Annotated in this window: 23 protein-coding genes and 2 riboswitches; of the genes, 20 read left to right on the plus strand and 3 right to left on the minus strand. The window is 40.1% G+C overall.

The features are described from left to right. Positions 1 to 82: 82 nt before the first annotated feature. Positions 83 to 1,184 (plus strand): peptide chain release factor 2 gene (prfB, locus tag C1726_RS14525; protein ID WP_102273816.1). Its coding sequence is split into 2 segments (ribosomal slippage): positions 83 to 154 and positions 156 to 1,184, totalling 1,101 coding nucleotides; the frame shifts between segments, so codons are not numbered across the junction. A gap of 96 nt (positions 1,185 to 1,280) precedes the next feature. On the opposite strand, the gene C1726_RS14530 is transcribed toward prfB, so the two are convergent. Further along, positions 1,281 to 1,841 (minus strand): hypothetical protein, encoded by a 561-nt coding sequence (locus tag C1726_RS14530; RefSeq protein WP_102273817.1) that lies wholly within the window; start codon positions 1,839 to 1,841, stop codon positions 1,281 to 1,283. 248 nt (positions 1,842 to 2,089) lie between these two features. Here C1726_RS14530 and C1726_RS14535 point away from each other — a divergent pair, with 248 nt between their 5' ends. The 13 genes from C1726_RS14535 to C1726_RS14595 all read left to right on the plus strand — a co-directional run bounded on the left by C1726_RS14535 (position 2,090) and on the right by C1726_RS14595 (position 14,934). After that, a complete protein-coding gene (locus C1726_RS14535) occupies positions 2,090 to 2,956 on the plus strand; it encodes a YitT family protein (protein ID WP_102273818.1) in 867 nt (288 codons plus the stop codon). A gap of 52 nt (positions 2,957 to 3,008) precedes the next feature. Further along, entirely contained in the window at positions 3,009 to 3,362 is a 354-nt protein-coding gene (gene cccB, locus C1726_RS14540) for a cytochrome c551 (RefSeq protein WP_102273819.1), read from the plus strand. A 297-nt stretch (positions 3,363 to 3,659) separates the two neighbouring features. Beyond that, positions 3,660 to 4,346: a cell division ATP-binding protein FtsE gene (gene ftsE, locus C1726_RS14545; protein WP_102273820.1), complete on the plus strand. Its 687-nt coding sequence runs from the start codon at positions 3,660 to 3,662 to the stop codon at positions 4,344 to 4,346. Beyond that, positions 4,336 to 5,229 carry a permease-like cell division protein FtsX gene (gene ftsX, locus C1726_RS14550; RefSeq protein WP_102273821.1) on the plus strand — a complete coding sequence of 298 codons (894 nt, stop codon included), beginning with the start codon at positions 4,336 to 4,338 and terminating at the stop codon, positions 5,227 to 5,229. Before ftsE ends, ftsX begins: the two co-directional genes overlap by 11 nt. A 228-nt stretch (positions 5,230 to 5,457) precedes the next feature. Continuing rightward, positions 5,458 to 6,909 (plus strand): S41 family peptidase, encoded by a 1,452-nt coding sequence (locus C1726_RS14555; RefSeq protein ID WP_102273822.1) that lies wholly within the window; start codon positions 5,458 to 5,460, stop codon positions 6,907 to 6,909. A 342-nt stretch (positions 6,910 to 7,251) separates the two neighbouring features. After that, positions 7,252 to 8,445, plus strand: coding sequence for a PDZ domain-containing protein (locus C1726_RS14560; protein WP_102275817.1), 1,194 nt, complete (start codon positions 7,252 to 7,254; stop codon positions 8,443 to 8,445). A gap of 217 nt (positions 8,446 to 8,662) precedes the next feature. After that, a complete protein-coding gene (locus C1726_RS14565) occupies positions 8,663 to 8,983 on the plus strand; it encodes a metal-sensitive transcriptional regulator (protein ID WP_180968309.1) in 321 nt (106 codons plus the stop codon). 12 nt (positions 8,984 to 8,995) lie between these two features. Beyond that, positions 8,996 to 9,202 (plus strand): copper chaperone CopZ, encoded by a 207-nt coding sequence (gene copZ / locus C1726_RS14570; RefSeq protein WP_102273824.1) that lies wholly within the window; start codon positions 8,996 to 8,998, stop codon positions 9,200 to 9,202. Positions 9,203 to 9,517: 315 nt separating this feature from the next. Continuing rightward, positions 9,518 to 10,441 (plus strand): DMT family transporter, encoded by a 924-nt coding sequence (locus C1726_RS14575; RefSeq protein ID WP_102273825.1) that lies wholly within the window; start codon positions 9,518 to 9,520, stop codon positions 10,439 to 10,441. 95 nt (positions 10,442 to 10,536) lie between these two features. After that, positions 10,537 to 10,635: riboswitch (SAM riboswitch) on the plus strand. Positions 10,636 to 10,770: 135 nt separating this feature from the next. Then, positions 10,771 to 10,876: riboswitch (SAM riboswitch) on the plus strand. Between the two features lie 172 nt (positions 10,877 to 11,048). Next, entirely contained in the window at positions 11,049 to 12,080 is a 1,032-nt protein-coding gene (locus C1726_RS14580; RefSeq protein ID WP_102273826.1) for a methionine ABC transporter ATP-binding protein, read from the plus strand. After that, positions 12,070 to 12,720: a methionine ABC transporter permease gene (locus C1726_RS14585; RefSeq protein WP_102273827.1), complete on the plus strand. Its 651-nt coding sequence runs from the start codon at positions 12,070 to 12,072 to the stop codon at positions 12,718 to 12,720. The genes C1726_RS14580 and C1726_RS14585 overlap by 11 nt, the downstream gene beginning before the upstream one ends. A gap of 17 nt (positions 12,721 to 12,737) precedes the next feature. Continuing rightward, on the plus strand, positions 12,738 to 13,568 hold the full coding sequence (locus tag C1726_RS14590; protein ID WP_102273828.1) for a MetQ/NlpA family ABC transporter substrate-binding protein: 831 nt from the start codon (positions 12,738 to 12,740) through the stop codon (positions 13,566 to 13,568). A gap of 151 nt (positions 13,569 to 13,719) precedes the next feature. Beyond that, positions 13,720 to 14,934, plus strand: coding sequence for a M20 family metallopeptidase (locus C1726_RS14595; RefSeq protein ID WP_102273829.1), 1,215 nt, complete (start codon positions 13,720 to 13,722; stop codon positions 14,932 to 14,934). Between the two features lie 202 nt (positions 14,935 to 15,136). On the opposite strand, the gene C1726_RS14600 is transcribed toward C1726_RS14595, so the two are convergent. After that, on the minus strand, positions 15,137 to 15,409 hold the full coding sequence (locus tag C1726_RS14600) for an alpha/beta-type small acid-soluble spore protein (RefSeq protein ID WP_102273830.1): 273 nt from the start codon (positions 15,407 to 15,409) through the stop codon (positions 15,137 to 15,139). A 137-nt stretch (positions 15,410 to 15,546) separates the two neighbouring features. Between C1726_RS14600 and C1726_RS14605 the strand changes: the two genes are divergently transcribed. From C1726_RS14605 to C1726_RS14625, 5 genes are all read left to right on the plus strand, one after another. Then, positions 15,547 to 15,780, plus strand: coding sequence for a CsbA family protein (locus C1726_RS14605; RefSeq protein WP_102273831.1), 234 nt, complete (start codon positions 15,547 to 15,549; stop codon positions 15,778 to 15,780). Between the two features lie 474 nt (positions 15,781 to 16,254). After that, on the plus strand, positions 16,255 to 18,234 hold the full coding sequence (gene uvrB / locus C1726_RS14610) for an excinuclease ABC subunit UvrB (protein ID WP_102273832.1): 1,980 nt from the start codon (positions 16,255 to 16,257) through the stop codon (positions 18,232 to 18,234). A 7-nt stretch (positions 18,235 to 18,241) separates the two neighbouring features. Then, positions 18,242 to 21,121 (plus strand): excinuclease ABC subunit UvrA, encoded by a 2,880-nt coding sequence (gene uvrA, locus C1726_RS14615; protein WP_102273833.1) that lies wholly within the window; start codon positions 18,242 to 18,244, stop codon positions 21,119 to 21,121. Between the two features lie 118 nt (positions 21,122 to 21,239). Next, positions 21,240 to 22,355: a DUF4097 family beta strand repeat-containing protein gene (locus C1726_RS14620; RefSeq protein WP_102273834.1), complete on the plus strand. Its 1,116-nt coding sequence runs from the start codon at positions 21,240 to 21,242 to the stop codon at positions 22,353 to 22,355. A 65-nt stretch (positions 22,356 to 22,420) separates the two neighbouring features. Beyond that, complete coding sequence (locus tag C1726_RS14625; protein WP_102273835.1) at positions 22,421 to 22,780, plus strand: phage holin family protein; 360 nt, start codon at positions 22,421 to 22,423, stop codon at positions 22,778 to 22,780. A 66-nt stretch (positions 22,781 to 22,846) separates the two neighbouring features. Here C1726_RS14625 and C1726_RS14630 read toward each other — a convergent pair whose 3' ends face one another. Then, positions 22,847 to 23,560 (minus strand): N-acetylmuramoyl-L-alanine amidase, encoded by a 714-nt coding sequence (locus C1726_RS14630; RefSeq protein ID WP_102273836.1) that lies wholly within the window; start codon positions 23,558 to 23,560, stop codon positions 22,847 to 22,849. Between the two features lie 223 nt (positions 23,561 to 23,783). Between C1726_RS14630 and hprK the strand changes: the two genes are divergently transcribed. Further along, on the plus strand, positions 23,784 to 24,707 hold the full coding sequence (gene hprK / locus C1726_RS14635; RefSeq protein ID WP_102273837.1) for an HPr(Ser) kinase/phosphatase: 924 nt from the start codon (positions 23,784 to 23,786) through the stop codon (positions 24,705 to 24,707). The last annotated feature ends 557 nt before the right edge of the window (positions 24,708 to 25,264 follow it).

Here is a 25,264-nt window from a genome sequence, read left to right on the forward strand (position 1 = left end):
AAAGTATGAACGAGAACAGTATAATAAAAAAAGGCTGACAAAGTGAACGAATAGCAGCTTAAAAACTTTTAGAGGTGAAAGCATGGAATTAGCAGATATTCGGAATGAATTAGAGAAAATGGCTAAACGATTAGCGGACTTTAGGGGGTCTCTTTGACTTAGAAAACAAAGAGGCTCGTATTGCGGAGCTTGATGATACAATGCTCCATCCAGGATTTTGGGATGACCAGCAGAAGGCACAAGTGGTCATCGGGGAGCTTAATGGGCTGAAGGATCAGGTTCATGAGCTTTATGATTTGAATGAAACATTTGAAAACCTTGAATTAACGTACGAGCTCGTGAAGGAAGAAGCAGATGCTGAGCTACAAGCGGAGCTAGAGGAAGAATTAAAGGATTTAGCCAAACGGTTAAATGAGTTTGAGCTGCAGCTTCTTTTGAGCGAGCCTTATGATAAAAATAATGCGATTCTTGAACTGCATCCAGGAGCTGGCGGAACCGAATCACAGGATTGGGGTTCATTGCTTCTGCGCATGTATACACGCTGGGCAGAGAAAAAAGGCTTCAAAGTGGAGACGCTTGACTATCTTCCTGGGGATGAGGCTGGGATAAAAAGTGTTACACTAAGCATTAAAGGTCATAATGCATATGGCTATTTAAAGGCAGAAAAAGGTGTGCATCGTCTTGTGCGCATTTCGCCATTCGATTCGTCTGGCCGCCGTCATACGTCGTTTGTGTCATGTGAAGTCATGCCAGAATTTAATGATGAGATCGAAATAGATATCCGTACAGAAGACTTGAAAATAGACACCTACCGTGCAAGCGGTGCGGGCGGACAGCATATTAACACAACGGATTCAGCTGTCCGAATCACTCATACGCCAACAGGAGTGGTCGTTACTTGTCAAACGGAGCGCTCCCAAATTAAAAACCGTGATCGTGCGATGAAAATGCTGCAAGCAAAGCTCTACCAGCGAAAAATTGAAGAGCAGGAGCAGCAGTTAGCAGAAATTCGCGGAGAGCAAAAAGAAATCGGCTGGGGCAGTCAAATCCGCTCCTACGTTTTCCACCCGTATTCCATGGTAAAGGATCACCGGACGAATACAGAAAGTGGAAATACACAAGCAGTGATGGACGGAGAACTTGACCAGTTTATTGATGCGTACCTTCGTTCAAAGTTAAGCTAAATTCGGGAAATAAAAAGCCTTTGCACGGTCGTTCAGATCGGCAAAGGCTTATTTTTATTGAAAATATGGCGTTTGCCAGTGAGAGTTGAAGGGGTGCTATACGTGGATTCTTTTCTTTAGCTGATTAATTTCTGTTTCGTGAACTCCGGTTTTTTCACTGAGATGCTTGATATCAATTTTTGTTCCCGTTAATTCATTTGAAACTATTCGGAAAGTTTCCTCGTGCTGATCAAGTTTTGTTTCTATTTGCTTAAAGTGACTTCTAAATTCTGTAGCATGGTTATTAATTGTTTCTTCAAGTCTGTGAATGCTGTTATCCACATTGTCCAATCGGCTTTCGACTTTACCCAAGCGATTATCCACATTGTCCAATCGGCTTTCGACTTTACCCAAGCGATTATCCACATTGTCCAATCGGCTTTCGACTTTACCCAAGCGATTATCCACATTGTCCAATCGGCTTTCAACTTTTCCCAAACGATTATCCACATTGTCCAATCGGCTTTCAACTTTTCCCAAACGATTATCCACATTGTCCAATCGATTTTCCACATTTCCTATTCGTTCATCAAGATTATCAAGTCTTGAATCGATTGCATCAAACCGTTTAGAATGTCCTTTTACCTGTTCCAAAATTTCCATTAACAATTTTTCCATTCTCTCACCACCACCTCCTTTTATAACATTATACCACTAATTTCAACACACAATTCTCATCTTTGTTCATAGTTCATGGCAAAGATCCACAACCTAAGAATAGCTATTTATCCCTTTAACACAGCACACTATTGGCATTTACAGTTAAATAGCTCCATGCTATACTCACTGTCGGTATATGTCGAAAGTCATGGGATTATTCGCTAAAAATCGGGGTAGTGGCTGACACTGCAAAGGAGAAAAATTTGATGCAAAAACAGAAGCGAGAGATTGCATTATATTCAAAAAGGGAAATTTTGAAAGAGTATGTGTATGTGCTAATAGGTGCAGCGATTGTTGCTATTACTTTTAATGTATTCTTACTGCCCAATCGGGTTGCCTCTGGGGGAGTAAGCGGAATTAGTACGATCTTGGATGCCGTTCTTGGGTGGGAGCCAGCGTATGTACAGTGGGCTTTTAATATTCCGCTCTTTATTGCTGGTGTTGTGCTGCTTGGCAAGCAGTTCGGTGCTAAAACGCTTGCTGGAACCATTTTTTTGCCGTTTGTTGTATTTTTAACAAAGGATTTTGAGGCATGGACGAATGATCCTTTGCTTGCTTCATTATTTGGCGGAATCGGCGTTGGCCTTGGTCTTGGTGTTGTTTTTAGAGGGAAGGCATCAACAGGCGGAACAGACCTTGCAGCACAAATTATTAATAAATATACTGGACTTTCGTTAGGTACTTGTGTGGCGATGATTGATGGCCTTATCGTTCTTACAGCAGCCATTGTGTTCGATATCGAAAGAGGTTTATATGCCTTGCTAGCCTTGTATGTGACTAGCAAAACAATTGATCTTGTTCAAGTAGGTCTAGGCCGAATAAAAATGACGATGATTATTACGGAAAAACAAGTGGAAGTTCGTGAAGGAATTTTGAATAAAATAGATAGAGGTGTGACAAAACTAACAGCATACGGTGGATATACTGATAATGAGCGCCCAATTCTCATGTGTGTCGTTGACCAAACGGAGTTCACAAAATTGAAACAATTGGTCAAAAGCATTGATCCGACAGCGTTTATCATTGTTACCGATGCATCGGAGGTGCTTGGAGAGGGTTTCAATCGCGCTTAATATTGGTATAATGTAACTGTGATATGTAATATTACCAGAGGGGGATTTTTAAGTGAAAAAGAAGCTTCTAGCATTACTTTTAGGGTCTTCTCTTGTTCTTGCTCTTGCTGCTTGCGGCGGCGGGGATGACGACGCATCGAAAGAGAAGGACACAGGTACAACAGGCGGCGAAACAACTACAGCTGATGCTGGGGATGCCGAAAAGCTTTTCAATCAAAAATGTTCAAGCTGCCATGGCGGTAACCTTGAAGGCGGCGTAGGCCCTGCTCTTGACAAAGCTGGTTCAACTCATTCTAAGGAAGATATTGAATCAATCATTGCTAATGGACAAGGTGCAATGCCAGCTGGATTGCTTAGCGGAGATGAAGCATCTCAAGTTGCTGAATGGTTAGCTGCTAAAAAGTAATAGTAAAATAATTTCTACAAGAAACGTTCTGTTTTTGGCAGAACGTTTTTTCTGTTTTTTCTTTGAAAAGAAACTGTAATAATTTTTCAGGGATTTTTAATGAATGTTGATGTTATAATGAAAGCTGAATGAAAATAAAGTTGGTTTTTATCCCTTTTTGTCTGGAAGATGTCGTTTTTTGACGAAACTGTAAATTCTCTTTAATTAAAATAATTTGATAATTGAAAGATATTGATTCGTGAGTCGAAACTGCGAACAATTTATATATAAACAGAAAAGATATTGGGTGTGATAGATATGATAGAAATGAAGGATGTATTTAAGAAATATCCAAATGGAGTAGTTGCTGCGAACGGCATTGACGTATCAATCAAAGCTGGAGAGTTTGTTTATGTGGTTGGCCCGAGCGGTGCTGGCAAATCGACATTTATCAAAATGATGTATAGAGAAGAAAAGCCATCTAGTGGAACGATTATGATTAATGGGATCAATCTTGCAAAATTAAAAACGAGCAAGGTTCCTTTGCTTCGCCGTAATATCGGGGTTGTTTTTCAGGATTTCAAATTACTTCCAACATTAACTGTCTATGAAAATGTAGCCTTTGCACTTGAAGTGACAGAGGAACAGCCGAAGTATATTAAAAAGCAGGTTATGGAAACATTGGATCTTGTTAATTTGAAGCATAAAGCGCGGATGCTGCCAACTGAATTATCGGGAGGAGAGCAGCAGCGTGTTTCGATTGCCCGTTCAATCGTGAACTCACCGAAAGTAGTAATTGCGGACGAGCCAACGGGAAACCTTGATCCGGAAACATCGTGGGAGATTATGAGTATTTTTGATGAAATTAATACAAGAGGAACAACAGTGGTTATGGCAACACATAATAAAGAAATCGTAAATAGAATTAAACACCGAGTAATCGCAATTGAAGGTGGAAGAATTGTCCGTGACGAGCAAAGGGGGGACTATGGCTATGAAAGCTAGAACCTTGAGCCGTCATTTAAAAGAAAGTGTAAAAAGTCTCGGAAGAAATGGCTGGATGACGTTTGCATCAGCAAGTGCGGTTACTGTTACGCTTATTTTGGTTGGCGTATTTTTCGTCATTATGATGAATCTTAATAAAGTAGCAACAACCCTTGAACAGGAAGTAGAAATCCGTGTTCATATTGATGTCGCGGCCAATAAAAAAGATCAAAAGGCGCTGGAAAAGAAGATTGAAGGCATTTCTGAAGTTAAAACTGTTCGGTTTTCTCCAAAGGATGAGGAGCTTGATAACCTCATTGAAAGTTTTGGTGAAGAAGGAGAAGCCTATAAACTATTTGAGCAGGACAACCCATTAAATGATGTCTTAGTTGTGAAAACAAAAGATCCGGAAGATGTCATGAAGGTTGCTGAAAAAATCGAAAAAATGGATTATGCAGCGAAAGTAAAATATGGTCAGGGTGAGGTTGAAAAGCTATTCTCTTTCCTTAATGGAGCAAGAAATGTTGGGCTTGTTCTGATCGTAGGCTTGCTGTTTACTGCTATGTTTTTAATCTCAAATACGATCAAAATAACAATTGTATCCAGAAGAAGAGAAATTGAGATTATGAGATTAGTAGGGGCGACAAACGGATTCATTCGCTGGCCATTCTTCCTTGAGGGCTTATGGCTTGGCATCCTTGGATCCATTCTTCCAATCGCACTTATTGCGACATCGTATAACTACATTTATGACTATCTGGCACCGAAGCTGCAAGGAAACTTTATGGAAATTCTTGAGTTTAGTCCATTCGTATACCAAGTTTCCGGATTATTGCTCCTAATGGGTGCATTAATTGGAGTATGGGGCAGTATGATGTCTATTCGTAAATTTCTTAAAATATAAGGATAGGAAGGAGCTTAGCTTCTTCCTTTTTTTTGTTGCAAAAAATACAAAATGCTAGATAAAATCCATTGATCTGCAAATTTGCCCATATAAAAATCTCTATTGCAAAAAAATTCTCATAACCCGTCCCATTTTTTCATATATTGAAGTAGCATCCCTAAAAAAGGTGAATCAAGTAAACGGCAGAATGATTAAATATCGGTCATATCAAAGGAAAGGAAGATGGGGATGAACAGAAAGTGGATGGTCCTGATAATGACTGGGTCTCTCTTGACTGGGGCGGGCGGTACATATGCTGGAATGCAATGGGTCAATAAAAGTGAGCCTAAGGTAAGTGTTGAAAATCAGCCTGCACTAACAGCGGAAGGGCAAATCCCCATTTCGGCAGGGGATTTAGAAAAGGTAGAAAAGGCCTATCATTTAATATTAAATAGCTATGTTGAAAAAGTAGAGGAGGAACAGCTTGTAGAAGGCGCCATTGAAGGTATGCTTTCAACGCTTTCGGACAAATATTCCGTTTATATGGATAAGGAAACGGTTGAACAATTTAATGAATCACTGGAATCTTCCTTTGAAGGAATCGGGGCAGAGGTAAGCATGGATGAAGGGAAGGTTGTCATCGTTGCGCCATTTAAGGATTCTCCAGCAGAAAAAGCTGGGCTAAAACCGAGGGATCAAATTTTAAAGATCGATGGTGAAAGTATAGATGGACTTGACTTATTTGAGGCTACATTAAAAATTAGAGGAGAAAAAGGCACAAAAGTAAAACTTGAAATTGCACGCCAAGGATTGGCTGACCCTCTAATTATTGAAGTCAAACGGGATGAAATTCCGCAAACTACCGTCTATTCTGAGTTGAAAAGACAAAATGGAAAAGCCATTGGCTATATAGAGATTACATCTTTCTCAGAGGATACAGCATCTGAATTTGAAAAAAACCTTGATGACCTTGAGAAAAAAGGGCTTGAGGGGTTAGTCATCGATGTTCGCGGAAACCCAGGCGGCTACCTGGAATCCGTCCAAGAGATTTTGAAAGGCCTCGTTACAAATGAAAAGCCTATTATTCAAATTGAGCGGCGGAATGGCGAGAAGAAAAGATATTTCTCAAGCTTAACTAAGGAGAAAGAGTACCCAATTGCGGTCCTAATTGATAAAGGCAGCGCATCTGCTTCTGAAATCTTAGCTGGCGCCCTAAAAGAGGCAGAAGGATACCCGCTGATTGGGGAAAAAACATTTGGAAAAGGAACGGTGCAGCAGCCTGTGCCAATGGGGGATGGGAGCAATATAAAACTGACGATATTTAAGTGGCTGACCCCTGATGGAAATTGGATTCATGACAAAGGCATTCAGCCGACACTTGAAGTCAAGCAGCCTGAAATTTTTAATACACATCCATTGCAATTGGAAGAGACATTGGTACAGGACATGAATAATGAGCAGGTGAAGAATGCGCAGGAAATGCTTGATGGATTAGGCTTTTCTCCAGGGAGAAAAGATGGATATTTTAATGAAGCTACTATGATTGCCGTTAAGGCTTTCCAAAAGCATTCCGGTCTCCATGCTAGTGGGAAAATTGATCAAAAGACTGCTTCTGCATTAGAAAATGCAATCATTGATGAAATGAAAAAAGAAGAAAACGATACCCAGCTTCAAACCGCTCTAAGATTCCTTGCACGTTAAATGCATTTTATTATAGAGTGGGGACATTTAATAGAATGACTATTTCATATTGTCTCGTTTTAAATAGCAAGGGAGCATCCTCTTGCTATTTTTTATTTTTGTATGTGAAAAAATAAAGAATCGGTCTGACTAATCGAATATGCCTTAATGTAACGAAGCAATAACCCAGCGCAATGACCGGCATTTACATAAGTGGGCTGTAAAAAGATGCTCATGAATGTTTTTTCGTTTATTTCATATTGCAATAGGTTTTGTGTGGACATTTTGGTAGAATAAAGAGTAATAGATATTGGACAGTGAATATTTCTTATGGAAATTTATTAATAGAGGTTGGTGGCTATGGTGGCTCAAGAATGGCTGATTGAAATCGTCATGGGAGCGGGTAAGTTTTTTCTTCATCCTGTTTTTTATTATCTCTTCTTTTTAGCTGCTATTTTAGGTGTTTCCCGGGTTAAACGAGAGCGGGGCAATTTTCATGTTCGAGCGGAGAATGCATATTTTGAGCTGAGACAGCTCCTTCCGCTAGGTTTATTGATTGGGCTTATTTTGTCTCTGATTTCCATTGCGGCAGGTCTTGTGATCCCGCTGGAGACAATTGTCTTTACTGGGGCGTTAACCATTTTATGGAGCTTCACTACAAAGATTCGCTGGATGGCACCTGCCTATACGTTAGGGTTTGCCTTTTTTGCGACGATCTTTGCGGTCGAACAAGAATGGTCGCTCCCATCTTTTTTTACATCTATATCTGATGCGAAACCATCTGTTTTTCCAGCTATCGCCGTCCTTCTAGCTTTGCTTTTAATCGGAGAAGGCATTCTTATTTTTAAAAACGGACGAAAGGGAACTTCTCCTAAGCTGATAAAAAGCAAAAGGGGGCAAAGGGTTGGGGTACATGAAGTAAAGCGGCTTTGGATGGTCCCGTTGCTCTTAGTAGTTCCAGGTGAGGTACTTAAAAGTCCTTTTGAATGGTGGCCAGTTTTTTCAATTGCTGGGCATTCCTATTCTATCCTTCTCGTCCCGTTTGCCATTGGCTTCTTCCAGCAAATTCAAGGCAGCCTTCCGATGGAGGCGATAAAGGCGACTGGGAAAAAGGTGATTTGGCTTGGCTCGATTATCTTACTCTTCTCGATATCGGGCTATTGGTCCCCAATTGCTTCCATTGCGGTCGTAACTATTGCCATTGTTGGCAGGGAGATCATTACGTTAAGGCAGCGAATGGCAGATGAAAACCGTCCTTTCTTTTTTTCAAAAAGAAATCATGGCGTGATGGTGTTAGGGGTTATTCCGCAATCTCCTGCAAGTCTTATGGGATTAAAGGTTGGGGAAATCGTGACGAAAGTGAACGGGATTCTAGTTCATGACAAAATTGGCTTCTATGAAGCACTTCTGAAAAATCGCGCCCACTGCAAGCTGGAAGTGCTAGATACAAATGGACAAATTCGCTTTGCCCAACGAGCTCTATATGAAGGAGATCATCATGAGCTTGGCATCCTCTTCGTGCAGGAGGAGAGGAATAGGGGCAGTGAAGCGGTATAAGTATACGGAAAATTACTCAATATGTTTATGTTTATAAAGCCGTTGCCTATTAAAGGCAGCGGCTTTGTTACAAATAAGGAATGTATTATAATATAAATAAATCGTCAAAAAAAATTCACATTTTTTAATGAAATGCTCCTTTACATACTATACGGGGGTATAATATAATAATTTCAAGGGGGAAAACCATATGGGTTTCGATCTAGATAAAGATGCAATGCTGCAAGAAGAAGAAAACTGCTGTTCAAGCGGGAGTGAAAGAAAGAGCCATCATTCGGATAAGGTGAAAAGTAATCTTGTGACACGATTAAACCGTATTGAAGGACAAATCCGCGGGATAAAAGGCTTAATCGAAAGAGACACTTATTGTGATGATGTAATTACGCAAATTTCTGCTACTCAATCTGCGCTGAATAGCGTTGCAAAAATTCTTCTTGAAGGGCATTTAAAGGGCTGTGTGGTTGACCGTCTCCAAGAAGGCGATATGGAAGTATTAGATGAGGTTCTAGTAACCATTCATAAATTGATGAAAAAATAAGGAGTGTTAAAGATGGAAAAGGTAACCCTAAATGTAGCTGGCATGTCATGTGGACATTGTGTGAAAGCAATCGAAGGAAGTGTAGGCGAATTAGCAGGTGTTTCTAACGTCAAGGTTCACCTTGAAAATGGAACAGTAGATGTAGAGTATACTTCAACAGAAGTCTCTCTAGATAAAATTAAGGAAACAATCGATGATCAAGGATATGATGTAAATTAATGATATGCAAGTAGACGTGCTAAAAGTTTAGCACGCTTTTTTTTATATGAAATATACCCCGTATAAGTATCAGGGGCTGTATTATGACAAAAAAGTGATTGAAAGCCAGTTTCAGATTACCGGAATGACCTTTTCAGCATATGCTGCACGAATGATTCTTTGGAAGAAATTCTTGTTGATAAATACAAAAAATTCTGATTTTAATGATTTACACGACACAATGAAAACTCTATAATCAAAGGAATGAAGATAGTATATTTTGCTTAATACTTCTAAAGCTTTGGTTCGATGTTAATAGAAGCAGGGGGGAGAGCAGTGAGAATAGCCTATTTCCAGCTTGCATTATCAATGGCTTTTGTAGGCGCAAATGTCGCAGTTGGCAAGATAATCGTTGAAGAGGTCCCGATCTTTCTTTTCTCCGAAATAAGGTTCCTGATTGCTTTACTTTTTTTAGTTCCAATGCTGCTGATCAGCCGGCCGCAAGCGGTGAAGATGCAGAAAAGTCACTGGGGCTATTTAGTTTTGCAGTCTTTTTTTGGGGTCTTCTTGTTTAGTGTTCTCATGCTTTATGGGGTACGTTTCACATCTGCTACAGCGGCAGGCATTATTACGAGCACCGTTCCAGCAGTGATTGCCCTTTTGTCATTTTTCTTTTTAAGAGAAAGAATGTCTGCTCCACAGGCAATTTCTATTTGTCTAGCAGTATTGGGGATATCAATTATTACCTTTCAGATGAACTCTTCATCTTTAGAAGGTACCTCATTTCTCCTTGGAAATGTACTAGTTTTTGGTGCAGTAATTTCAGAGGCCTTGTTTACCATTTTTGCCAAAAAGCTATCCACTGTGCTGACACCGATTCAAATGGCTGCCGGAGTGAACATGATAGGCTTTATTTTATTTCTGCCTTTTTCGATAAAAGAGGCTGTCACTTATAATTTCATAGATTTAGACCTAACTGTATACCTGCTTATCGTTTATTATGCGATCACTGCGAGTGTGCTTTCATTCGTTCTTTGGTATAAGGGGGTCGCTAATGTAAGTGCTAATCTTGCGGGGATCTTTACAGGGTTTATTCCAATTACGGCTACATTAGTGGGCATTGTCCTATTAAAAGAACCGTTTGGCTTGAATCAGCTGATTGGAATCATGTGTGTGTTAGGAGCAATATACCTAGGAACAAGAGGAACAGAAATAAAGTCAATAGACCAATCTTCTCAACATTCAAAAACGCATCATTGATCACTGCATTCATAAATTTTAAAAAAGTAGTTGACTTTTTAATTTATTGAATGTAAAGTATATTTCAAGTTAACCAAATCGAATATGTGATGTACTTCTTATCAAGAGAGGTTGAGGGACTGGCCCTATGACACCTCGGCAACGGACTTATTGCACCGTGCCAATTCCAGCAAGCATGACTTGATAGATAAGAAGAGGCGCAAACGTTGAATTCTGTCCTCTTCTTTTTAAGAAGAGGTTTTTTGTTGTAAAGACAAAAGAAAAGATTTCATGTTTTTTTGCGTGATAAACATAGTTTTCGCATTGGAATAATAAAAATAAAATACACATTCTTATCGAGAGAGGCAGAGGGACTGGCCCGATGAAGCCTCGGCAGCGGATTCCATTTTGGAATCTATGCCAAATCCAGCAAGCGAAAAGCTTGAGAGATAAGAAGAGACCCCCTAACCTTTATTTGTTAATAAAGGCATGCCCCTCTTCTTGTTTTTCGGAAGGGGGATTTTTTATTTCCTTTTCAAAGGGGTTTTGGGTATTCGAACAATGACGAATCGTTTCCTTGCGCATAACGTAGGCAGTTTCAAAAATACATCGGGAGGAGAGGGACAAAATGATTGAGTTTCAAAATTTGAAAAAGGTATATAACAGCGGCGGACAGCAGGTTGCTGCGCTGAATGGAATTGATTTAACGATCAATAAAGGGGAGATTTTCGGTGTGATTGGGTTTAGCGGGGCGGGGAAAAGCTCACTGATCCGCTGCGTCAATTGGCTCGAACAGCCTACATCTGGCCGTGTGATTGTCGATGGCTATGATCTGACGGCGTTATCGGCGAAAGAAATCCGCGAAGTAAAAAGAAATATCGGAATGGTCTTTCAGCATTTTAATCTCCTAAACTCAAAAACAGTGTTTGCAAATGTAGCTATGCCGTTAATTTTAGCTAAGGTGCCAAAAGAGGAAATCAAGAAAAGAGTAGGTGAGCTATTAGAATTTGTTGGCCTGTCAGATAAGGCAAATAATTACCCTGACCAGTTGTCAGGCGGGCAGAAGCAGCGGATTGGCATTGCAAGGGCACTTGCTACACAGCCATCCATTCTCCTATGTGACGAGGCAACTTCTGCACTTGATCCGCAGACAACAAGCTCGATCTTGGATTTATTGAAAAAAATTAATCGGGAATACAACATTACAATCCTCATCATAACGCATGAGATGGCAGTCATCCGGGAAATTTGTGATCGGGTTGCGGTTATTGAAGCCGGAAAGATCATTGAAGAAGGGACTGTTTTCAATGTCTTTTCTTCACCGAAAACAGAAACAGCTAGAAACTTTGTCAGCTCTGTCATGAATGATCAGATCCCTGACTCCATTAAGCAGATTGTTGAGAAAAATGCAGGGCTTCAAAGAATATTCCGGATTAATTTTATCGGCAATTCAGCTGGACAGCCGCTGCTCTCCCAGCTGGCAAAGAAGTTTGATATACACATCAATGTTCTTTTTGGAAATATAACCGAGCTGCAAGGCACGCCTTTCGGGAACTTAATTGTTGAGTTTCAAGGGGCTGAAAGTGAAATCAATCGTGCGTTAATGTTTATCAGCCAAGAGAAAGTAACAGTAAAGGAAGTGAAAGCACATGCTAGTTAATTCAGACCAAATTATAGAAGCACTGATTGAAACGATTCAGATGGTGGCATTTTCTCTCTTATTCTCTGCTGTTCTTGGTCTGCCGCTAGGAATTCTTCTTGTCATAACAAGAAAGGGACATTTGCTGGAAAATCTGCCAGTTTTTAATGTAATCAATGGAATTATTAATATTTTCCGCTCGGTGCCATTCATTATTCTAATGGTGGCAATCATCCCGGTTACAAGGCTGATTGTAGGTACATCAATCGGAACAGCGGCAGCAGTCGTTCCGCTCGTATTCTATGCTGGTCCATATATTGCAAGATTAATAGAAAATTCCTTGCTTGAAGTAGACCCAGGTGTCCTTGAAGCAGCACAAGCGATGGGAGCCACACCAGCACAAATCATTTTCAAATTTCTTATTCCAGAAGCGCTTAGTTCATTAGTTTTAGCTTTTACGATTGCAACCATTGGTTTAGTTGGAGCTTCTGCAATGGCTGGAGCTGTTGGCGGGGGAGGGCTTGGTGATTTGGCTATTACATATGGCTATCAGCGGTTCGATACAATGGTCATGCTGATCACTGTAGGTATTTTAGTCGTAATGGTTCAAGGGCTGCAAACCTTTGGCAATATTTTATCAAAACGAATTCGCAGACGATAATCAGGAGGATGACAACAATGAAAAAGTTATTTTTTGCACTAATTATTTTAACGCTGGCCGTTTTTAGTACAGCATGCTCTAGCGAAACAAGCGGAAAAGAAAAATCAGTAAAGGTGAAGATTGGGGTTAGCGGATCAGATAACCGTATTTGGGACTTCGTAGCAGAAAAGGCAGCGAAGGAAGGGATTGAAGTAGAAATAATCAGTTTCTCTGACTATGTACAGCCGAACATTGCCCTTGCTGAAGGCGAGCTCGATGCCAATGCATTTCAAACCGTTGCGTACTTTGACTCTTTTATTAAGGAACATAATTTAGATTTAGTGCCAATTGCCACGACCGTTCTTGCACCAATGGGAATTTATTCTGAAAAGTTCAAGTCTGTTGATGATATTCCTGAGGGAGGAAAAATTGCGGTGCCAAATGATGTTTCCAATATGGGAAGAGCACTTCTTCTTCTTGAAGAAGCTGGTCTGATTAAACTGACAGACGATTACGATGGCAATGGATCTTTAGATAAAATCGTAGAAAATCCTAAAAATCTTGAAATTGTTGAAATGGTTGCGGCACAAACACCGCGCGTTTTGCCAGATGTAGCAGCTTCCATCATTAATAACGGAATTGCAGTTGACGCAGGCTTCAATCCAACAAAGGACTCGATTTACCATGAGAGCGCGACTGCTACTCCATATGTCAACATCATCGCCACAAAAGCAGAAGACAAGGACAACAAACATCTAAAAAGATTGGCTGAGCTTTATCAAGAGGATGATGTAGCTGATTTTATTGAAAAAGAATACAAAGGAAACTCCATTCCGACATTTATTCCTTTAAGTGATATTGGCTGGTAATTTATTAAAAAATAAGGTCTTGTAAAAAGATATTGTTGGTGCACTCAATCGCCTTTAATATACCTGTTCATTACGTTAGTCATTCGACGTTTATATTAAAGGCTCAATTATTATAACTAACAAAAAATAATCATTAGGGAGGAACACAACCATGTCAACACCATTAAAAACAAAAAATGAGTTAAAAGAAGCGATTATCGAGAATGTGGAAAGCAACAAGGAGCTTTATATTTCAACAAGCCATCAAATTCATGCAAAGCCTGAAATCGGAAATGAGGAGTTTTTTGCATCAGGACTTCTGATTGACATTCTTGAAAAAGAAGGATTTGAGGTAGAAAGGGCAGTAGCAGGACACCATACTTCTTTCCTGGCTCGTAAAAAATCCTTCCTAGAAGGACCGACCATTGCGTTTTTAGCTGAGTATGATGCACTTCCTGGGCTTGGCCATGCATGCGGCCATAACATCATTGGAACAACGAGTGTTGGAGCTGCGATCGCTTTAAGCAAGGCATTAGATGAAACTGGAGGAGAGGTTGTTGTATTAGGAACTCCTGCCGAAGAAGGCGGTCCTAATGGAAGTGCAAAAGGAAGCTTTGTGAAGCATGGGCTATTAGAAGGAATAGATGCTGCATTAATGATTCATCCTTCCAATCAAACAAGGCTGACGAGTACATCATTAGCGGTTGATCCGCTTGACTTTGAGTTTATTGGCAAGCCGGCACATGCGGCAGCTGCTCCACATGAAGGAATTAATGCACTCGATGCAGTCATTCAGCTATTCAATGGAATCAATGCCTTGCGTCAGCAGCTAAAGGATGATGTCCGCATTCATGGGATTATTACAGACGGCGGGGACGCGCCGAATATCATTCCGGAATATGCAAAAGCAAGATTCTTTATCCGTGCAGCAACGAGAGCACATTTAAATGAAGTAACAAAGAAAGTAAAAGCGATTGCTGAAGGTGCAGCACTTGCAACGGGTGCAAAGCTAAACATCATTGCATTCCAAAATGAAGTTGACAATCTTCTATTAAATAGGAAGTTTGATGAAGTATTCCATGGCATCATCGAGGAATTAGGGGAAACGGTTATTTTAGATGATAAGGATGGCATTGGTTCTACAGATGCTGGGAACATCAGCCAAGTTGTGCCAACGATCCATCCATATATTAAAATTGGTGCAGATGATCTCGTTGGTCATACAGTTCCATTTAGAGAGGCAGCTGCTTCTAAAAAGGGTGATGAAGCATTAATTACTGGAGCGAAGGCGCTTGCCTTGACTGGACTGGAATTAATAATTAACTCTGAGCGGCTGGCTGCTATAAAAGAAGAATTCCGTGAGAGAAAAGCTGCAGAAAATAAATAAAAACATATTCTCATAGAAAGAAGAAGGAGCCCGAATTTTCAAGAAGGCGGAAAAAGCGGCCGCATAAAAAGCATGCACAACCAAAAGAAACAAATTTATAGAGGCAAAAGGTGTCCCGATAGATTCGGAACACCTTTTATAGTCTTCTATTGGTACAGGAGATGGATATTGAGTCTGCATCCCTAAATTCCCCAAAACAATGTTATCTCCGCATCTGTTCCTGTGCCATTCGTACAAGCTCTTTCACCATGTTTCCTCCAATTTCGCCTCCGACTTTCCCTGCCTCTTTAGAAGTTAGACTGCCGTTATACCCCTTTTGAAGCGGAACACCCACTTCATTTGCTACCTCATATTTCACATGGTCGGGATCTTCTTGATTGATATGGTATCCTTTGTTTTTCATTACTTGATTTTTCAACTGATCTAATGCTCCCCGTGATTCTGGAACGAGCGGACGCCGCTTTCTTCTCGCCATCGTACGTAAGCCTCCCTGAAATGTTTATGATTATCATGTGATCACATGCCTAGAATCATTCGTTTAAATCGGTGGTGCATGTTACCAAAATACGCTATTCTATTGATAAGTGAAATTAGTAAAAGAAGGTGTAATGATTGGGATTAAAATTTTTATCGGCCTTGCTGATTCCAGGTTTGCTTGTAGTGCTGTTTACAAGAGTGGCATATAATCATGTGATTGGCCTTGTCCTGACGGTAGCATTAATTGCAGCTTCTGTTTATAAAGGCTACACAGATTCATTCTGGCTTATTGTCGTTGATGCCTTTTCTTTGACTGTTGGATTTTGGTACTCACAGCGGATGAAAAAGAATTTTCAGAAAAAGTCCTGAATAAAACATATTGCAGACCTGTCGATGCGTATTCGACAGGTTTTTTTATCGTCGTTCAATCATTAGCTATTTTAGTCAAACGTTTGATTAATGCTGCTTCGCCCTATTCCTCCATTATTTGCGAGAAATGCTAATCCTTTAATCTAAGTAAAGCTCATATTTCTTGGGAAATTGTCGAGAAAATATAATTGCTTTTTACATAAGCTGCAATTTGCTGCGTAACTAATCAAACGTTTGATTAATAAAAATTCGGCAATATGAACCTATTTTCGATAATTACTCCTATCAAAAGATCAGCAAGCGGAAAAAATAAACGAATATTCGTTCGCATATTGCTGGTTTGTATTAACTATTTTGTGGTAGAATGTTTATATAAGAATAAAGTTAAAAAATGACAAATCAGCCAACAGCCAGTCCTATACATTCAAGCTGATTGATAATAGAGAAAAGTATAAATGAACTGGAGGCTTTTTAGTGAAGGACCAATTTAAACTAGTCTCGAAGTATTCCCCACAAGGCGATCAGCCAGAAGCAATCAGAAAAATTGTTGAAGGAATTCAAGCGGGAAAACGGCATCAGACGCTTTTAGGAGCAACAGGAACAGGAAAGACTTTTACTATTTCAAACGTGATTAAAGAAGTCAATCGGCCAACTTTGATTATTGCTCACAATAAAACATTGGCTGGTCAGCTTTACAGTGAATTTAAAGAGTTTTTTCCTGATAATGCGGTAGAGTACTTTGTCAGTTATTATGATTATTTTCAGCCGGAAGCATATGTACCATCCACTGATACCTTCATAGAAAAGGATTCAAGTGTAAACGATGAAATTGATAAGCTCCGTCACTCGGCAACATCTGCATTATTTGAACGCCGGGATGTCATCATTATTGCCAGTGTTTCTTGTATTTATGGTTTAGGATCACCGGAAGAGTACAGAGAGCTAGTGCTGTCTCTTCGTACTGGAATGGAAATTGAAAGAAATCAATTGCTGCGAAAGCTGGTAGATATTCAATATGATCGAAATGACATGAACTTTCAGCGGGGGGCATTTCGTGTTCGCGGCGATGTGGTGGAAATATTCCCAGCTTCGAAGGATGAGCACTGTTTGCGCGTGGAATTTTTCGGGGATGAAATTGAACGGATACGTGAGGTCGATGCACTAACTGGAGAAATTATTGGTGAAAGAGAGCATGTCGCTATTTTCCCAGCCTCTCACTTCGTTACCCGTGAGGAAAAAATGCTTGTGGCCATTCAAAATATCGAAAAGGAATTGGAAGAACGGCTAGCGGATTTACGTGAAAATAACAGGCTGCTTGAAGCACAGCGCTTAGAGCAGAGAACACGTTATGATCTCGAAATGATGAGGGAAATGGGCTTTTGTTCAGGGATTGAGAACTATTCCAGACATTTAACATTGAGACCTCCAGGCTCCACTCCATACACATTGCTCGATTATTTTCCAAAGGATTTGCTTATCGTTATTGATGAGTCCCACGTGACGCTCCCGCAAATTCGCGGAATGTACAATGGGGATCAAGCACGGAAATCAGTTCTTGTTGAACATGGCTTCCGTCTTCCATCAGCATTAGACAACCGGCCGTTAATGTTTCCAGAGTTTGAGAAGCATATCGATCAAATTGTCTATGTTTCTGCAACGCCTGGTCCATACGAGCTTGAACATACACCAGAAATGATCGAGCAAATTATCCGTCCAACCGGACTGCTTGATCCAACGATCGATGTCCGTCCGATAGAAGGACAAATTGATGACCTGATTGGTGAAATCCAAGATCGAATTAAGCGCAATGAGCGGGTGCTGATTACTACCTTGACGAAGAAAATGTCTGAGGATTTGACCGATTATTTAAAAGAAATTGGCATTAAAGTTCAATACTTGCACTCAGAGGTAAAAACATTAGAGCGGATTGAAATTATCCGCGAGCTTCGCCTTGGAACATACGATGTTCTCGTCGGAATCAACCTTTTAAGAGAAGGGCTGGATATTCCGGAGGTTTCATTAGTGGCAATTTTAGATGCTGACAAAGAAGGCTTCCTTCGTTCGGAGCGTTCCCTAATTCAGACGATCGGCCGGGCTGCCCGAAATGCAAATGGGCATGTCATTATGTATGCAGACAAAATCACCAATTCAATGGAATTAGCTCTCAGTGAGACGAAACGGCGCCGCACACTGCAGGAGGAACACAATCTTAAACATGGAATCACACCGCAGACGATCCAAAAGGATATTCGCGAAGTCATTCGTGCCACTCATGCTGCTGAGGAACAAGAAGAATATAAGGCTTCATCGCAAATTGGCAAGCTAAATAAGAAAGAACGAGAAAAACTAATCACAAATATGGAAAAAGAAATGAAGGAAGCAGCGAAAGCGCTCAACTTCGAACGCGCAGCAGAGCTTCGTGATTTATTATTAGAGTTGAAAGCGGAAGGATGACGTACAAATGGCGATGGAAAAATTAATCGTAAAAGGCGCCAGAGCCCATAATTTAAAAAATATTGATGTCACCATTCCGAGAGATAAGCTTGTTGTTTTAACGGGGCTTTCCGGTTCTGGAAAGTCCTCTCTTGCTTTCGATACGATCTATGCGGAAGGGCAGCGCAGATATGTGGAATCATTATCCGCCTATGCACGCCAGTTCCTTGGCCAAATGGACAAGCCAGATGTAGATGCGATCGAAGGTTTATCTCCGGCGATATCAATTGATCAAAAAACGACTAGCAGAAACCCTCGCTCAACAGTTGGAACAGTGACAGAAATTTATGATTATCTGCGGTTATTATATGCAAGAGTCGGCCGTCCGACATGTCCGATTCATCATATTGAAATTTCGTCACAGACAATCGAGCAAATGGTTGACCGAATTCTTGAATATCCTGAACGAACAAAGCTGCAAATCCTTGCACCACTTGTATCTGGGCGAAAAGGGGCACATGTGAAGATTCTTGAGGATGTCAAAAAGCAGGGATTTGTCCGTGTTCGTATTGATGGGGAAATGCATGACCTTGGAGAAGAGATAGAACTTGAAAAGAACAAAAAGCATTCCATTGAAGTAGTGATAGATCGAATTGTGGTCAAGGACGGCGTTGCTGCACGTCTTGCAGACTCCATGGAAACTGCCTTGAAGCTTGGAGAGGGAAAAGTACTGATCGATGTGATTGGCGAGGAAGAGCTGCTATTCAGTGAAAATCATGCTTGCCCGCATTGTGATTTTTCTATTGGGGAGCTTGAGCCGCGAATGTTTTCCTTTAATAGTCCATTTGGTGCTTGTCCTGAATGTGACGGGCTTGGTTCCAAGCTTGAAGTGGATGTAGACCTTGTCATTCCGAATCGAGATCTATCATTAAAGCAGCATGCCATTGCACCATGGGAGCCAACAAGCTCACAATATTATCCGCAGCTGCTAGAGGCTGTCTGCACTCATTATGGAATCGACATGGATATCCCAGTTAAGGATATTCCTTCTCATCTCTTCGATAAGGTTTTATATGGCTCAAACGGAGAAAAAATCTTCTTTCACTACGAAAATGACTTCGGTCAAGTAAGAGAAACGACGATTGAATTTGAGGGTGTTATACGAAATGTTGAGCGAAGATTTAAAGAAACAAGCTCTGACTATATTCGTGAACAAATGGAGAAGTATATGGCTCAGCATGATTGCCCAACATGCAAGGGGTACCGTCTGAAAAGGGAAACGCTTGCCGTTCTTATTTCAGGTCAGCATATTGGTAAAGTAACCGAATTATCAATTGCTGAAGCACATCAATTTTTTGATAGCCTGTCATTAACAGATAAAGAGATGAAAATAGCAAATCTCATTTTCCGTGAAATCAAGGAGCGTCTAGGCTTTTTAGTAAATGTCGGACTTGATTATTTAACATTAAGCCGCGCGGCTGGAACACTTTCAGGCGGAGAAGCTCAGCGGATCCGGCTGGCAACCCAGATTGGCTCAAGACTGACTGGTGTGCTTTATATTCTTGATGAGCCATCCATTGGTCTCCATCAGCGGGATAATGACCGTTTGATTGAAACGCTTAAAAATATGCGGGATATCGGAAATACGTTAATTGTAGTTGAACATGATGAAGATACCATGCTTGCTGCTGACTATTTAATAGACATTGGTCCAGGGGCAGGTGTTCATGGCGGAGAGATTATTTCAGCTGGAACACCAAATGAAGTAATGGAAGATCCAAACTCATTAACAGGCCAATACCTTGCAGGAAAGAAATATATCCCGCTTCCTATTGAACGCCGTAAAAATGATGGAAGATTTATAGAAATAAAAGGTGCCAAAGAGAATAATCTTAAAAATGTAAACGTAAAATTCCCATTAGGTACATTTATTGCCGTTACTGGGGTATCAGGATCAGGAAAAAGTACGCTTATTAATGAAATTTTGCATAAAACATTGGCGCAAAAGCTTAATCGAGCTAAAAGCAAGCCTGGTGAGCATAAAGAGATTAAAGGAATTGAGCAATTAGAAAAGGTCATTGACATTGACCAGTCTCCGATCGGAAGAACACCGCGCTCGAATCCAGCTACATACACAGGTGTATTTGATGACATTCGTGATCTTTTTTCAACAACAAATGAAGCAAAGGTTCGAGGATATAAAAAAGGCCGTTTCAGCTTTAATGTGAAAGGCGGACGCTGTGAAGCATGCCGAGGCGATGGAATAATAAAAATCGAAATGCATTTCTTGCCTGACGTATATGTGCCTTGTGAAGTATGCCATGGAAAACGGTACAACAGAGAAACGCTTGAAGTGAAGTACAAAGGAAAAAGCATTGCAGAGATTTTAGATATGACTGTAGAGGATGCAGTTGAATTCTTCGAAAACGTTCCAAAAATCAGCAGAAAGCTGCAAACGATTTATGATGTGGGTCTTGGATACATAAAGCTTGGCCAGCCCGCTACAACGCTGTCAGGAGGAGAGGCTCAGCGTGTTAAGCTTGCCTCTGAGCTGCACCGTCGTTCAAATGGCAAATCATTTTATATTCTTGATGAGCCGACAACCGGATTGCATGTTGACGATATATCCAGACTGCTCATCGTACTGCAGCGCCTTGTAGAAAATGGGGATACCGTCCTTGTGATTGAACACAATCTCGATGTCATTAAGACGGCGGATTATATTGTTGACCTTGGTCCAGAAGGCGGGAATAAAGGTGGAACCATTGTAGCAACTGGCACACCGGAAAAAATTGCCGAAACACCTGAATCCTATACAGGAAAATATTTAAAACCAATATTAGAGCGTGACCGCTTACGAATGAAAAAAGAAATAGAAGAAAAAGAAGCAACTGTATCAAATGTGTAATGTTAAAGAAGCAGTACGATGTGGTGCTGCTTCTTTTTTGCTAAAAATTAATTTAAAATTTGAAACCTTCGCTTATCAGATTTCGTATATAAAATAAAAACGTCTGGAGGAGATTGGTATGCAAGAGGAACGTTTAAGAATACTGAAGATGATTGAAGATGGCAAGCTGACGGTTGAGGAAGCATTATTATTATTAGAAGGTCTAGATCAATCAAATAAAGCAGTCCAAGATAAAAAGGATGACCTATTCCCAGAGCTTTCAACTGTTAAATTCGAGGAGGCTAAAAAGGAAGATCCGCTTAATTATAAATTCCAGTCGGCAAAAGATAAAATCATCGACTTTGTTGATCAAGCTTATAAAAAAATTAAGGATTTTGATCTTGATTTTAATTTTGGCAAATCAATTGATATTTCACATGTCTTTGAGCAAGCAAATGTGGATTTGAAGGAGATAGATATTGATCTTGCCAACGGGATGGTCAAGGTGCTTCCATGGGATCAAAATAATGTTCGTATTGATTGCCAAGCAAAGATTTATCGTGTGGAGACACAGGATGAGGCAAGAAGAAAATTCTTAAACGAAGTCGTCTTTTTGATTGACAGCCAAAGGCTGCGGTTTTCAACTCAACAAAAATGGATGAAGATTGAAGCAGTTATTTACATTCCTCAAACAGAGTATGAAAATATAAAAATCCGCATGTTCAATGGATCGATCGAAAGTGAACGTTTAACAGCAGAGAGCTATAAAGCGAAAACGGCAAACGGGAAGATCACCCTTAATGATATAAAAGGGAGCTATGCGGAAGCAGAAACTTCAAATGGGCAAATTTTAGTTCAACGTAGCATCATTGGTGAACTAGAAGCAGAGACGCTAAATGGGGCAATTACCCTTGATGGTGAATACCGAAAAGTTGATTTACAATCCTTCAATGGAGACATTTTCTGTGCATTCACTGAGGGTATCTGTGAATTTATAAATGCTAAAGCGGCTACTGGTGCCATCGAGCTGCAAATTCCGCATCAAGCAGCAGCGTTAGAGGGAGAACTGAAAACAAATCTTGGCGGTTTTAATGTAAATCTTGAAGGGATTCAAGTGGTGGAAGAAAAAAGCGATGTGATCCAGAAAGTGATGCGCTTTAAATCACTAAACAATCCTGATCATGCACTGAGGATTGTAGCAGAAACAAAAACAGGATCCATTCACGTGAAAAAGACAAAATCAGTAGTACTTTAACAGAAATGGTTAACACTAATCACTAGAAGAAGTATTCACACCGCCAGAACAGAGGTGTAAAGTAAATGAGATGGTTGATCGGCATTTTAATTAATGCCATCCTATTTGTGGCGATTGCTGGATTTGCAGAAGAATCCTTTTATGTATCTAGCTTTGGCGCAGCAATTGGAGCAAGCATTATCCTTTCCATATTAAATATTCTTGTTCGTCCGATATTAATTATCCTAACTCTGCCTGTTACATTTTTGACACTAGGATTATTTCTATTTGTCATTAATGCGATCACATTGCAAATTACGGACAATATTATGGGCAGTTCCTTTGAAATTGCCAGCTTTGGTACAGCTCTGCTAGTAGCGGTTATTATGGCGATTGCGAACATAATTATTCAAAAAGTTGTCTTTGAGAAGGATAAGAATAAATAAGGAAAAGCTGCAAAGCTTTAAAACAATCGGCAAAAAGCCAGCACCATAATTCGTGCTGGCTTCTTTCTATTCGAAAAGTATATAGGCAGGGAAACCGCGTTTTATCAATTGATCTACAAGCTCGTCCGCATTCTTTTTATCATCGAATGCGCCTACTTGGACCTTGTATTGCCCTTTTTTGGATGGTAATGGAGCAGGATTCTTTGAGGGGCTTGTTCCAGCATCCGTCTTTTTCCTCAAATTAAAATGATCCGCGATTCCTTTGACAATGGCTTCAGCGCAAGTTTTTCGAAATGTATCAGAGCGCAATTGCTTAACATCCTCACGATTTGTCATAAAACCGCATTCTGCTAAAACAGCTGACATCTCCGTTTCTCTTAGTACATGGAAATCAGCCTCTTTAAGTCCCCGGTCCTTTAAACCTGTAGCGATGACTAAGTTTCTATGGATTTTTTTGGCCAATTCGGTTGTTTTTTTCGGTCTCACCGGATGTACGTAGGTTTCAATCCCGTTTGCATCATTCCAATTTGAGCCATAGGCGTTCGCATGAATAGAAACATAACAATCAACCTTTAGCCGATTTGCCTCGTCTGTCCGTCCTTTAAGGGGCACGTCCCGTTTGTCTGAGTGTGCAAAATAAACAGTTACATTTTGGTAGTCTTCTAGAAGCCCCTTCGCATAATTAGCAACTACCCGATTAAATTCATACTCCCGCATGCCATCTGGGCTCCGCTTCCCAGCAGTTGTATACCCATGACCCGCATCCAGCATAATTTTCATACTCTCGCTCCTTCCGTTAGAAATGATCTGCTGCAAAAATGAAATCCTCGTTATCTTTAACATATGAATGAAGCTTAGCAAAGGACATGCATAATATAGAAAAAAGGCATATTTATTATTTGATTCATTTGGTTCTGAGGTAAAAAGTGCTAAAATGAAATGAAACTGCCATAATAAAATGGAAGCAACGTGATAGCAATTTCCTGACAAAGGAGGAAATGAAATGGCTAAGGTATGCACAAAAGATATTATTGAAAAATTTGAACTCGAGCTTATTAGCGGCGAAGAGGGAATCAATCGTCCGATTGTTACAAGTGACTTATCCAGACCGGGTATTGAATTAGCAGGATACTTTAATTTTTACCCAGCTGAAAGAATCCAGCTGATAGGCAAAACAGAGCTAACATTTACTGAAAGATTAAATGATATGGATCGGCAAGACCGCTTTGAACGTCTATGTACAGATATAACTCCCGCCATAATTATTTCAAGGGATATGGAAGTGCCGAATGATTTAGTGGAGGCATCAGAAAGAGAGTCTGTTCCACTATTAAGAACAAAGCAAAAAACGACTCGATTTTCGAGTTTACTAACAAACTACCTTGAAAGCAAGCTTGCTCCAACAACAGCTGTTCATGGTGTGCTCGTTGATGTCTATGGCATTGGTGTGCTCATTACGGGAAAGAGCGGTGTGGGTAAAAGTGAAACGGCACTGGAACTTGTAAAGCGAGGCCATCGCCTAGTCGCTGATGATTGTGTGGAAATTAGACAGGAAGATGAAAATACGTTAGTTGGAACATCTCCAGAGCTGATTGAACATTTGCTGGAGATTCGTGGTCTTGGGATTATTAATGTCATGACCTTGTTTGGTGCTGGTGCTGTTAGAAGCTATAAACGAATTTCAGTTGTGATGGATTTAGAGCTGTGGGATCAAAACAAACAATATGATCGCCTTGGACTGGACGAGGAAAAAATGAGAATCATTGATATGGACTTGCCGAAGCTGACAATCCCTGTTCGCCCTGGCCGAAATCTAGCTGTCATCATTGAAGTAGCAGCCATGAACTTCCGGTTAAAAAGAATGGGCGTCAACGCAGCCGAACAATTCTCAAACCGCCTCGCTGACGTTATCGAAGACAGCGAATAACTAGATTTTGCAAAAAAAAATGAGAATTTGCAAAAAAGCATTAGCAATTGCAAATAAAAATAGGAATTTGCAAAAAAGCATCAGGAATTGCAAATAAAAATGAGAATTTGCAAAAAAGCATTAGAAATTGCAAATAAAAATAGGAAATTGCAAAAAAGCATCAGGAATTGCAAATAAAAATAGGAAATTGCAAAAAAGCATCGGCAATTGCAAATAAAAATGAGAATTTACAAAAAAGCATCAGGAATTGCAAATAAAAATGAGAATTTGCAAAAAAGCATTAGCAATTGCAAATAAAAATAGGAAATTGCAAAAAAGCATCGGCAATTGCAAATAAAAATAGGAAATTGCAAAAAAGCATCTGCAATTGCAAATAAAAATGAGAATTTGCAAAAAAGCAATAGCAATTGCAAATAAAAATAGGAATTTGCAAAAAAGCATCAGGAATTGCAAATAAAATGAGAATTTGCAAAAAAGCATCAGGAATTGCAAATAAAAATGAGAATTTGCAAAAAAGCATTAGCAATTGCAAATAAAAATAGGAATTTGCAAAAAAG

This window comes from Cytobacillus massiliigabonensis (assembly GCF_900199725.1).
Lineage (GTDB): Bacteria > Bacillota > Bacilli > Bacillales > Cytobacillaceae > Cytobacillus > Cytobacillus massiliigabonensis.